General features: G+C 45.0%; 11 protein-coding genes. 4 read left to right on the top strand and 7 right to left on the bottom strand.

Annotated elements, in window-relative coordinates; translation table 11 throughout:
• Positions 1 to 61: 61 nt before the first annotated feature.
• Positions 62 to 670: a recombination mediator RecR gene (gene recR / locus RTJ53_RS00055; protein WP_239742825.1), complete on the bottom strand. Its 609-nt coding sequence runs from the start codon at positions 668 to 670 to the stop codon at positions 62 to 64.
• 147 nt (positions 671 to 817) lie between these two features.
• Entirely contained in the window at positions 818 to 1,147 is a 330-nt protein-coding gene (locus RTJ53_RS00050) for a YbaB/EbfC family nucleoid-associated protein (protein WP_312275299.1), read from the bottom strand.
• 165 nt (positions 1,148 to 1,312) lie between these two features.
• Between RTJ53_RS00050 and RTJ53_RS00045 the strand changes: the two genes are divergently transcribed.
• Positions 1,313 to 2,077: an NAD-dependent deacylase gene (locus RTJ53_RS00045; protein WP_312275298.1), complete on the top strand. Its 765-nt coding sequence runs from the start codon at positions 1,313 to 1,315 to the stop codon at positions 2,075 to 2,077.
• 99 nt (positions 2,078 to 2,176) lie between these two features.
• Here the strand turns inward: RTJ53_RS00045 and RTJ53_RS00040 are convergent, their stop codons facing one another.
• A complete protein-coding gene (locus RTJ53_RS00040) occupies positions 2,177 to 3,418 on the bottom strand; it encodes an O-succinylhomoserine sulfhydrylase (protein WP_312275297.1) in 1,242 nt (413 codons plus the stop codon).
• A gap of 268 nt (positions 3,419 to 3,686) precedes the next feature.
• Here RTJ53_RS00040 and RTJ53_RS00035 point away from each other — a divergent pair, with 268 nt between their 5' ends.
• From RTJ53_RS00035 to dusA, 3 genes are all read left to right on the top strand, one after another.
• On the top strand, positions 3,687 to 5,252 hold the full coding sequence (locus RTJ53_RS00035) for a phospholipase D family protein (protein WP_472795532.1): 1,566 nt from the start codon (positions 3,687 to 3,689) through the stop codon (positions 5,250 to 5,252).
• 299 nt (positions 5,253 to 5,551) lie between these two features.
• Entirely contained in the window at positions 5,552 to 6,874 is a 1,323-nt protein-coding gene (locus tag RTJ53_RS00030; protein WP_312275295.1) for an MFS transporter, read from the top strand.
• A 121-nt stretch (positions 6,875 to 6,995) separates the two neighbouring features.
• Positions 6,996 to 7,964 carry a tRNA dihydrouridine(20/20a) synthase DusA gene (gene dusA, locus RTJ53_RS00025; RefSeq protein ID WP_312275905.1) on the top strand — a complete coding sequence of 323 codons (969 nt, stop codon included), beginning with the start codon at positions 6,996 to 6,998 and terminating at the stop codon, positions 7,962 to 7,964.
• A 17-nt stretch (positions 7,965 to 7,981) separates the two neighbouring features.
• On the opposite strand, the gene RTJ53_RS00020 is transcribed toward dusA, so the two are convergent.
• From RTJ53_RS00020 to RTJ53_RS00005, 4 genes are all read right to left on the bottom strand, one after another.
• Positions 7,982 to 8,716: a CPBP family intramembrane glutamic endopeptidase gene (locus RTJ53_RS00020; protein ID WP_312275294.1), complete on the bottom strand. Its 735-nt coding sequence runs from the start codon at positions 8,714 to 8,716 to the stop codon at positions 7,982 to 7,984.
• Positions 8,717 to 8,745: 29 nt separating this feature from the next.
• A complete protein-coding gene (locus RTJ53_RS00015; protein WP_312275904.1) occupies positions 8,746 to 9,573 on the bottom strand; it encodes an alpha/beta fold hydrolase in 828 nt (275 codons plus the stop codon).
• Between the two features lie 116 nt (positions 9,574 to 9,689).
• On the bottom strand, positions 9,690 to 10,772 hold the full coding sequence (gene sppA, locus RTJ53_RS00010; protein ID WP_312275293.1) for a signal peptide peptidase SppA: 1,083 nt from the start codon (positions 10,770 to 10,772) through the stop codon (positions 9,690 to 9,692).
• Positions 10,773 to 10,863: 91 nt separating this feature from the next.
• On the bottom strand, positions 10,864 to 12,293 hold a 1,430-nt coding region (locus RTJ53_RS00005), incomplete at its 5' end, for a ComEC/Rec2 family competence protein (protein ID WP_312275292.1).

The raw sequence follows: 12,293 nt of genomic DNA, 5'->3' as shown, positions 1-12,293 counted from the left end.
TAATTTAAGCGTATTTTATGATGAATCTAGGATTTTGTCTTGTCAAACTAATGAAAAGATTTTATAACCGTCCACGATTTTGCAGGGCTTGACCCAGTGTCATACTATCTAAATACTCAAGCTCGCCGCCCATCGGAATCCCTTGGGCAATCCGGCTGATATGAGTGACGTAAGGCTTGACCGCTTCACTGATAAAATGCGCGGTGGTTTGCCCTTCTACCGTGGTACTGGTTGCCAAGATGATTTCTTCTACGGGAGTTTGCGCGGCTTGGTGTTGCTTTAACAGCCCAATCAGCTGATTGATGCCAAGCTGCTCCACGCCAATGCCATCAATGGGTGATAAATGCCCGCCAAGCACAAAGTATTTACCGTTAAAATTGGCGGTTTGCTCGATTGCCATCATGTCTGCTGCCGTCTCTACGATACAAAGTACGCGCTCATTGCGGCGCGGATCGCTACATATCGGGCAAATATCCTCATCTGATAAACCACGGCATACTTGGCATTGCTTGATATCATGCATCGCCACAATCAAGGCTTCGCCCAGTGCTTGACCTTGCGGGCGTTTATAGCTAAGCAAGTGCAGTGCCATCCGCTGGGCAGATTTAGGTCCGACTCCAGGCAGCACTTTGAGTTGTTTTACAAGTTCATCAAATTTTGGCGTAAGCATAGGCGCATTCTTATAAAAATGATAAAAAATAAAAAAAGCTGACAATGAATTATCAGCTTTTTATGGGGGTTTGACTGCCTAATCGCAAGGCAATTTTCCACTATTTTATAGCGCTACTTTATAGCTTTATGGATAGCCCTAGTGGGTTTAAAATAAACCATTCATGCCTGGTGGTAAGCCCATGCCGTTGGTGGCACTCGCCATTTCAGTCTCGTGTAGTTCATCGGCCTGACGTACGGCATCATTGATAGCAGCCGCAATCAAATCTTCAATCATATCAGGGTCGTCTTGCAGTAGGCCTGGATCGATTGATAAACGTTTGACCACATGGCGACCATTCATGGTGACTTTCACCAAGCCACTACCCGCTTCGGCATGCACTTCTTTTTCTGCCAGTTTTTTCTTGGCATTTTCAACGTTTTTTTCGACTTGCTTTTGCATCATTTGCGCTTGTTGCATGAGGGCTTGTAAGTTCATGAGTGTTCCTGTTTGTTTCTAATGTTGGTGGCTCATTGTAGCGAATTTGACCGCAAACTGTCTATTGCTAATCGTTAGTGCAAACTGCTAATCTAAAATCACTCACATAAAAATGCTAAGATAACCTCACTACCATAAACCCATTAACAGCAAAAAACCACGACTATGACAACAACTGTACCCCAATCGCTAGAGGTCGCTCTCTATAAAGCCGCTAGTGTTATTAAATGCGCCCAAAATATTGTCATCCTGACGGGGGCAGGTGTCTCGGCTGAAAGTGGTATTTCGACTTTTCGGGATAAACTTACCGGACTGTGGCAACAATACCAAGCCGAATATTTGGTCAGCATTCAAGCATTTGAAAATGAGCCTGCCTTGGTGTGGCAATGGCACCAATGGTGGCGAGGGCAAATCGCCGATAAACAGCCCAATCCTGCCCATTTTGCGTTGGGTGAATGGCAAGCATTGGCAAAGCAGCAAGGCAAAATTTGGACGCTGTTTAGCCAAAATGTCGACAATCTGCATGAGCAAGGCGGTGCCACGGTGGCAAAACTGCATGGGGATTTGGCCAAAAATCGTTGTCATGATTGCGGCAAGCCGTATGCCAAAGCCATTGCTATCACAGACACTGAGCTAAAGCATTGTGAATGCGGCGGTTTGATTCGCCCGGATATTGTATGGTTTGGCGAGATGTTGCCACAGGAGGCTTGGCAAACGGCAGAAACGGCAACGCTCAATTGTGATGTATTGGTGAGTATCGGCACATCAAGCGTGGTCTATCCTGCGGCGGGCTTGATTGATTTGGCAAAACAACGTGGCGCAACCGTCATCGAGATTAATCCCAATCCGACCCACACCACAGCGGTTGACATCGTGTTACCCGACAACGCAGGGAAAATATTGCCGTTATTGGTCAAGGCGCTGAAATAAAAAAGTCAGATAAAAAAGCGCAATAAAACAGTGACATAAAAAAGCCAGTAAATTTTGCTACTGGCTTTTGGGTTCTAGCTAATGGGTTTTGGCTTTCTGTTAGGCGAGTGTATCCAAACCGCGTTTTAAATCAGCGATAATATCGTCAACATCTTCAAGCCCCACCGAGAAGCGAATTAAGCCTTCGCTCACGCCTGCCTCGATTCTTGCTTCAGGTGTCATGCGAAAATGGGTCGTCGTCGCAGGATGGGTAATGGTGCTTTTGGCATCGCCTAGGTTATTGGTAATCGAAATCATGTTGGTACTATCGATAACATGCCAGGCTGCCGCTTGGTCAGCCACCTCAAAGCCAATAATGGCGCCAAACGCACCGCCTTGCACATTTTTGAGTGCGGTGTGTTGGCGTTTAGCGATGTCATGGGATGGGTGATCGGGCAAGCCTGAAAAATGCACTTTGCTGACTTTTGGGTGATTGTGCAAAAATTTAGCGATTTGATTGGCATTTTCACAGTGGGCTTTCATACGCAGTGACAAGGTTTCTAGACCCTTTAGCAATACCCACGCATTAAATGGCGATAGACTGATCCCACCGGTACGCACTACCCCAAAGGCTTTTTCCATCAAGTCATTGTTACCGACCAGTGCACCGCCTAGCACACGACCTTGACCATCAATATATTTACTGGCGGAATGCAATACCACATCCGCACCCAACATCAAAGGTTTTTGAATGGCTGGGGTTGCAAAGCAGTTATCGACGATTAATAGCGCATCGTGGTCATGCGCGAGCCTTGATAAAAAGCTTAAATCGGCAATTTGCGCCAAAGGATTGGAAGGGCTTTCGCAGTACAGCACCTTGGTATTTGGCTGCATCGCCTGCTGCCAAGCGTCATTGTCAAAACAGTCTACATAACTCACCTCAACGCCAAACGCTTTAAAGTAGGTATCAAACAGGGCGACCGAGGAGCCAAATAATTGCTTGGCTGCTAGCAGATGGTCACCTGCTTGAAGGTACGCCAAACACATGGTCAAAATTGCGCCCATGCCTGATGCGGTTGCCACGCAGCGCTCGCCTTCCTCTAAAGCTGCCAATCTACGTTCAAAAGCGCGCACGGTCGGATTGGTATGGCGCGAGTAGACATTGCCTTTTTTATTGCCATTAAAATGGTCTGCTGCTTCTTGGGCATTTTTATATACGTAGGAGCTAGTGGTAAAAATCGCTTCGTTATGTTCGCCTTCATCGGTACGGTGGTAACCGCCGCGCACGGCGATGGTTTGGTCGGCATACTCTAGGCTTAAATCAAGTGCATCACTTTGCCAGTTGGGGTCTAATTGGGTCATAATGTTACATCTTTTGTGCATCAAATAAATTATGATAGCATAAGTTGGATTTGACGGTGGCTTTCAAGTCAGTATTTTACGCAAAAACGCCATGACAACCAACTTTTCTTAGGTGAGTGCCACGTTAATTAGTGATTTTTTTAAAAGGATTCAGGCTTTGGTAGCAGCATTTTATTCGGTATCTGTTGGCTTTGTCAGACTAGCATCGCAAAAACTCACCACCAAAATTGTGACGTTTTGCTTGCCATTGCTACTTACCGCTTGCCAAATGTTGCCGAACAACCCCCATATCGCCGCTACGCCAACTGTATCAATGCAGTTGCCAAGTGCGCAAAAATTTTCCGAAAAATCGCGTATACAAGGTCAATATTTAATCAGCCGTATCAGTGCTAGCAAAAACCCCTCACCGAGCAAATTTTCCGGTTACTATCCGCTGATTGATAGCAGTGATGCGTTCGCCTCACGCAGTATTTTGACCGAAATGGCTCAGCAAACCATCGATATCCAATACTATATTTGGCACAACGATGCAGCAGGGCAATTGATGCTCAAAGACTTGTACCAAGCCGCCAATCGTGGTGTCAAAGTACGACTGTTACTCGATGATTTGAACACCAATCCGGAACTTGACCAACAGCTACTCGCCTTTGCTGCGCATCCTAATATCCAAGTGCGATTGATTAATCCCAAAGTGGTGCGCGGCTTTACCCCCGCCAATTTTGTGGTAGCACTGCCCCGCTACCAACGCCGCATGCACAATAAAAGCATGACCTTTGACCGCCAGTTATCCATCATTGGTGGGCGCAATATTGGCGATGAATATCTGCGTAAAGATAGCATCGCTGAGTTTGCTGATTTGGATGTTTTGCTTGCCGGCAAAGTGGTCAACCAAATCAATGATAGTTTTGAAGATTATTGGGATAGCCCTCTATCGTATGATATCGAACGTTTGGTCAGACCCTCAAAAAACCCCGATCGTAATAAAAGCGATGAGCCATTTTTGGGGACTTTGACTGCGATTGCACCGATAAACAGCCAGTCCCATCTGCATAAAAGCTCGCAACTTTACCGGGTACAAAATGGCGCAATAGTCGATAAACAACTGTATAACAAAAAAATCCAATTTCGTTGGCAACCAATGGAATTTTTGGCAGATGATGTCAAAAAACTGCTTAATCAAGATGATAAAGATAGCCGATTGGTATCACAGCTTCGGGCACGTATTGGCACCCCAAAACAGCAATTGACCATTGTCTCATCGTATTTTGTACCCACTGACTTGGGCGTGCTGCAGCTAAGCAAACTCATGGAAAACGGGGTAAAAATCAATATTTTTACCAACTCGTATGAATCAACCGATGTGCCTATCGTGCATTCAGGGTATAACGTGGCACGCGTGCCGATGCTCAAAGCAGGGATTGGACTGTATGAGCTAAAATCCTCTGCCGATGCAGACTTTCGCCGCAAAAAACGTAGCTTATATCGCAGTAAGTATAGCACCAGTTTGCATACCAAAGCCTTTGCGGTGGATGACAAATATACGTTTATCGGTTCTTACAATGTGGATCCGCGCTCTGCCAACATCAATACCGAGCTTGGTGTGCTGATTGAAGATAAAGCGCTTGCCAAATCCTTTCATAATACGTTTGATAACTCCATGCTCAATGTCAGTTATCGCGTGCATCTTAAGGATAATGAACAACTGATGTGGCAAACCCATGATGATAAAACCAATAAAAAGCTTATCAGCTTGGATAAAGAGCCGCATATGACGTTTGTCAATGGACTTTGGCTAAAGATTTTTTCTGCCTTGCCATTTAAGCGCTTATTGTAAGCGGCTATATTACAAAAAACACACATTTTTGATAGTAAAAATAGTATCAAAATCACTATAGTATGCGGTTTCAAAAAGTAATATATCTCAACTGTTAAATCATGACGTTTGCTTGTAATATTTATTTAAATAATTAAATTTATTGCAGTTTTGATAAATTATTGTTCAAATTGTCAAGTGATTTAAATTGTCAGGTGAATAATGACGAATTTAATTCTTTAGCGCGTTAGATAACCTATTTGTCCATTAATTATAAAGCTTGTAAACCTTTAGCCAGCTTCTAGGTAATATTGTCGACTATGCCATTTTTTCATGATGCCAACGAAGAAATTAGGGATTTAAATCGCTACGAAAAAAACGTGGTGTATTTAACGATTTTTGGGGCTTTTTTTGCTTCCTTTGATTTTACGATTTATTTTTATTTTAATGATAGTATCAATCAAGCTTTTTTCCCAGAAAATATACCTGAGTCGTTAAAGTCGATTTGTTTTTTGCTGCTGATTTTAGCCGGTTATATGTCAAGACCGCTAGGCGGTTTGATATTGGGTGATATCGGCGATCGCTATGGCAGAAAACATGTGTTGCTGTATAGTTTGCTATTGGTGGGTGCGTCTGGTTTAGTGATTGCCTGTTTGCCTACCTATCATCATATCGGTGTGGCAGCGATTGTTCTCATGCTATTATTGCGTTTAATTCAAGGCTTTGGCTATGGGGCTGAGGTACCCGCTTCATGGGTATATATTGCTGAGCATATGCCCCGGCGTCAATTAGGATCAGTGTGTGGCGGTCTTATTAGTGCACTGATTTTGTCGACTTTGATGGGCAATATTTTAAGCTCCACGTTATCAAATATGCTCACCCCTACCCAGATGCAATCATATGGTTGGCGTATTCCTTTTGTCATCGCCAGTATCGGTACGCTATTTGCAGTACTTTTACGAGCCAAGCTTGAAGAAACCCCGCTTTGGCTGATGGCTAAGTCTAAAAATCGCTTGGTTAAACGTCTGCCGATACGCCGAGCTATTATCAAATACCGTTATGGTACGGTGATGACGCTGGGTTTGTCCTGGTTTACCGCCAGTGTTTATTTGACGATTTATTTGCTTTTGCCGATTTTGGGCATCCAGTTTTTTGATGTCGATACCAGTTTGATGATGATATCCAATGGAGTGGGTATTATCTTTGGTGGATTGGGGGCTTTAACGTATGGTTATTTTGCCGATCGTTTTAACTCAGGTCGTGTATTTACTTTAGGCTGTATATTTTTAAGCATAGCCAGTATTGTTTTCTTTATTTCACTGAAAAACAGTAGTGAGCTATTACTGATTAATTATGCAATTTTAGGTTTTTTCTCTGGCGTGATTGGCTTAGTCCCAAGTATTTGTGTGCGTCTGTTTCCAGTGAGTGTACGCCTAAGCGGTATTAGCTTTACCTATAACGTGGCGTATGCATTGACAGGCGCATTATTGCCTGTGCTATTGGTTTATTTTTCACGCAAATTAATGCTTTCGAGCGCATTGTATCTGGTGTTTGTCTGTGTGATTGGCATCATCATGGGTATATTGTTGACCAATTTGCATGGTTTGTATCGCATGGAAGATAAGCGGCTGATGAATTCTTGAGTTTTTTCATCGCTGATAGTTGTTTTGCCATCGCTTTTTTTAGCGCCCGCTTTTATTGATTAGCTGATAGATTAGCTATAGATTAGCCACTTTTTTTGAATATTTGCCGATGACCCTGCCTATGACTACCATGCAGCATAAACGATTGTCCACCGCACCGATGATTGATTGGAGTACACGGGATTATTGTTACTTTGCTCGATTATTCAATCCTTATACCTACCTTTATACTGAAATGATCAGTACCTCTGCGATATTGCAGGGAGATACAGACTATCAGCTGCGATTTTATCCCAATGAACACCCTTTGGTGCTTCAGCTTGGCGGCTCAGACCCTGACGAATTGGCACGCTGTGCAAAAATCGGACAGGACTACGGTTATCATGAAATCAACCTAAATGTCGGCTGCCCGTCCGATCGGGTACAACATTACAAAATCGGGGCTTGCTTGATGGCAGAGCCCAAATTGGTGGCAGATATTGTCTCTGCGATGCGTGATGCGGTGGACATTCCCGTCACTGTCAAGCATCGCATTGGGATTGATAATTTTGATAGTTATGAGTTTATGGCGGATTTTGTGGATCATGTGGTGAAAGCAGGTTGTCAGCATGTCATCGTCCATGCGCGCACCGCTTGGCTACAAGGCTTAAGCCCTAAACAAAATCGTGAAATTCCGCCCCTTCGCTATGAGGATGTGTACCGCTTAAAGCAGGATTTTCCCGATGTATTTGTGGAAATCAATGGCGGTATCACCACTATTGATGACATCAAAGCCCATCTGACGAAAGTCGATGGCGTGATGATTGGGCGGGAAGCTTATCACAACCCTTATATTCTAGCCGAAGCCATGCAGCTGTGGGGCGAGCCTGTGCCTAGCCGAGCAGATATTTTTTATCAGTTGCTAGATTTTTTGGCAGCCAGTGACGCGCGTGGTACACCCTTGACGGTCATTATGCGCCATTATTTGGGCTTGTTTCAAGGATTGACAGGCAGTCGTAAATGGCGTCAGGCACTTAGCGGGCAAAAATCCCTCTCGGTCGCCCAAGTTCGTGAAGCCGGTGAAGCGGTATTGGCGTTGAATAATGGCTAAAAGTTAGCTAAAAAAGACTAGCCGTACAAATATTGCCCCATCGCCAAACCATTATTCATCATATGCAACACCACAGGCAATAACAGTGACCCTGACATGATACGCCCATAGCTAAATAACATCGCTAGACAAAAAATCCCCAACAACTCGACCACACCGTATTGCATATGAATCACCGCAAATAGGATGCTGGTTAGCACACTGGCACCCCACATACCAACCTTTGAGCTGGCAAGCCCTGTCCACATAAACCCGCGAAATATCACTTCTTCATAAATCGGCGCAAAAACCACCATCGCCATTACCAGCAGCCACCGTGGATGCGCGGACTCGGCAAGATTGTCCATAAACATCATCGGCTCGCGACCCAGCCAGACGGTGACTAGGTTGATGATAACATTTAGCACAATCAGCAGCGCGCTACATTGTAACAACTGATACCAAGTAAAGGGTTTAAGGGCAAGATAATCTTTGATACGGCTTTTTTTAAATCGGATAAACAAATAAACGCAGCCTATCACCATGGCTAAGGTAAAGCCTAGCGATAGACTCATTAAGGTGCCGTTTTCACTGCCCTGCAACACTTTTTCAGCGATATCCAAATTTGCTGCATCTTGTAGCACCCATGGTGCAAATAACACCATGCCAATCAATTGACTGGCAAAAAACACCGCCAATAACACCATAGATAGCACAATGGTTTTAGGCAAATCGTAGATGGGGGTGCTAGGCTGTAACGATAGATTTTGCACATTAAATCCTTTAATGGACATTTGTGTTGTTACTGGATATCATGATTGACTGAGTGAATAAGCGCTTTGATTCGTTCAACCGTACTGGCTGGGTATTCTAGCGGAAACATATGTCCGCCTTCATGCACTTCAAAATCAATGCCCATACGCTGTTTGACCAGCGCAGGAAACCCACGTTTGAAAAACAGGCTATCTTTACCAATTATTTGCTTGGCAGGGAGAGCCGGCGGATGGTTAGGTTTTTGCCAGTATAGTGAAGGATTGGTACGAAACACCGCTACTTCCACCGCTTTTGGAATGGTAAGCGTCACTTGCCCATCTGCAGTATCAGTCAAGCCATAACGAATAAAATCATTAAAACAGCGCTCATCAAAGTGTCGATAGAATGCTTTATGCCGCAGATGCTCGTAGGCGACTTCACGGCTTGGCCATATATCACGGCGATGGCTTGATAGACCTGCAGGCGTGAGCCTATCTACCAACCGTGGGCTAAAGCGTTTTGCCCAATGTAGTGCCATTGAATAGTAGCCATGAATGAGCGGTGGGTCTAAGGCAATCACTTGGCTAAATAGCTCGGGCGCCTGATAGCTGGCTTGCAGCGTACACAATGCGCCAAGCGAATGCCCTAGTCCGATGACCTTGGTTTGCTCGCGCGCGCTTAAGTGCGCTTGGATGCTATCAATCACTTGTTGGGTCAGTTTTTGCCAATGATTATCAACCGGATAACGCGGGTCAATGCCTAGCGCTGGAATATAGACAATATCAAATTCATCACTCAGCAAATCAAACAGATATTGATAGCTCCGTGATGGAATCCCATTGGCATGCGCAAAGTGTATCAAGGGTTTTTGCGCTATCGCTCCTGTCTGCCCTGCCTCTCCTATCTCTATTATGCCCTGTATGCCTGTCGCTAGCGTTGGCGCAGAAGGCAAACCATTGGCTAGCGGATGCTGGCTCGTCTCAGATGACATGGTTATTGCATCCCTTTATCATTTGCAGCAGCTTGAGTTAATTGGCTAGCAAAGCCTTTGGAGACCGTTTCGCCAAACCCATAGCCGATTTGGCTAGCAAATTTACCGAACACTTTTTTCACTGGGTCTTCTGGGTTATATTCCACTACATTGTCTAGTTTTAGCTGAGACTCTAGGGTGCTGATGCCGCCTTTTTTATCCGCCAAACCGAGATTAATCGCTTGCTCACCACTCCAAAACAACCCGGAAAAAAGCTGATTGGCGTCAGGATTTTTGAGGCGATTGCCGCGACCTTGTTTGACAGCATTAATAAAGTGGGCGTGGGTGTTATCAAGGACACTTTGTACATGCTGGCGCTCAAAATCGGAGAGCGGGCGACTCATGCTTAAAATATCTTTGTGCGCACCGGCCGTCATGGTGCCATCTTTAACGCCTAGTTTATCCATCAAACCTTGGACATTGTAGCTTGGCATAATCACGCCGATTGAGCCGACCAAGCTTGAGGGATTGACCCAAATTTCATCAGCCGCAGAAGCGATATAATACGCGCCTGAAGCACCCATATCTTCGATAACGGCATACAGTTTTTTGTTAGGATGGGCTTTTCTCAATTCGATCATGGTTTGCCAGATTTCATCGGATTGTACAGGCGAGCCACCCGGTGAGTTGATGCGTAACGCCACCGCTTGCGCTTGGTCGTTGTTAAACGCTTCCGTCAATGCCTCGCCCACCGCTTGACTATTGGCTTCATTGTCGCTGCTGATGACGCCTTTGACATCGACGACGGCTAAATGCGGATTGGTCATATCGATATCACTCATGCCACTTTTGGCAGAGCCACTACAGCCTTTTGCTACCAACGCGCCAAACAGTAGCACATAGCCCAAGGTGATGAGCTTAAAGAAAATACCCCAGCGTCTTGCACGGCGCTGCTCCACAAGACTTGCCATCAGGGTTTTTTCTAGCAATTGCCATTCTTTGCCTGCGTATGGCGCATTGGGTGGCAAATTTTGCGTATGGTTTGGATGAACAGGTGGCTTTGACTGCGAGGGTTGGTTGGGATCGGGTGGCCAATTATCTGACATAAAAATTCCTTAGCAATATGTAATCTACCGCCCATGATAGGGGGAAGCGGTCAAAATTACAATCACTCCCTTGTAGCCAAATCGTCAATTATCAGTCCGTATCATCTGGGGCGAGCGTGTAAATTACCGCGCCCACTTGATCGGCATACAGGACTTCGAATGGGTGGTCTGCAGGCTTATCCACTGACCAACTTGCCAGTGATAATTGGCTATCTTCGCCCAGTTTTTGCGACTTATACGCGCCTGTCACCACATGCAGTAAGGAAGGTTTTGTCAATACTAGCCACGATGGTTTAATAGATAAATTATAAGGCTGAATGAGTAAATGCGTCGCCGATACTGTGCATAATTTTTCAGTCATTTGCATCGGGATATCACTATTACCTGCCAACATCAGTACATCGTAGGGTTTGCTTGCTGGTGGCTTGAAACGGATGCGAATATAACAGGTTTGGGTCGCTAGCTTTTGCTCATCGGTTAAGGCTAAATCCAAGTGCCATCCCGACACCGCTGTCACTTCCAAGCCATCTTGTTGCCAACGTTGCGCGGTTTGGCAGCTGCGAGGTGTAATCGCACGAAAACTTGCAGATACAGCCTTATCTGTCACATCAAGCCTACTGTGTTCGACATCATACCCTGCCAGCCAGTAGACTTTAACAGGTACATGGGTTGCCAGTTGTTGTACCAGCTCATTGACGCGGACACTGGGCGTTTGACTAATCACCGCAGTTAATCGATGAACCTGCTGATTTGCCAACAGCGGATAAATATCATGGTTCAACAGCGAACTGATTTCTTCATCAACCGAAACATTACGGATAGCTTGTTTGGTTTTCAAAAAATTGGGTTTATCCACCTGAGTGGCTTTGACTTGATTGTCGGACAAAATAAGCCAGCTATCATCGCCTTTCTTTAATAAACTGATGACCAGTTTAGGGTTATCACCAACGGCTAGAGTCGGTTTGTTGTTACTTAAACTTCGCTGCTGCAGTGGCAATAATATCAATAGGATAGCCAGTGGCAATATAAGCATTCTAGGCAACAAGCCTTTTAACAACCCCAGTAACGCAATGAACAAACACAGGGCAAGCTGCGTTTGTGACAAGGCGAAAAATGATTGTTTGGCAACACCCGTGTCGATAAGCTGGTTGAGCAAAAAGTGAAATAGATTGAGCAGGGTTGTTAGCATCGACCAAATGATTTGACTCAGCCAATCGCCCACCACAGGTAGCCCACTAACGACGCCTGCCAACATATCCAAGGGTACAACCACCAAGCCTAAAAATGGTACGGCTAGCAAGTTTACCAAGATGCCGATGACTGATACTTTGCCAAAAAACCAGACCACGATGGGCAGCATCCAAATAAATAGCCAAATTTGCAGTTTTAATAATGCCTTGAATTGATGGCTTATGATTTTAACAAAACCACTCAGCACATCGCTGCGTGCAGTAGGCGCTAGTAAATGACTAACATCCTTAATTTCAATGGCGCTAACTGTCCCTATTGTCTCGCTAAATT

It is taken from the genome of Moraxella sp. CTOTU46711 (assembly GCF_031975715.1).
Classification (GTDB): domain Bacteria; phylum Pseudomonadota; class Gammaproteobacteria; order Pseudomonadales; family Moraxellaceae; genus Faucicola.
The sequence above is the reverse complement of the archived record's forward strand: the minus strand, read 5'-3'. Positions and strand labels throughout refer to the sequence as shown.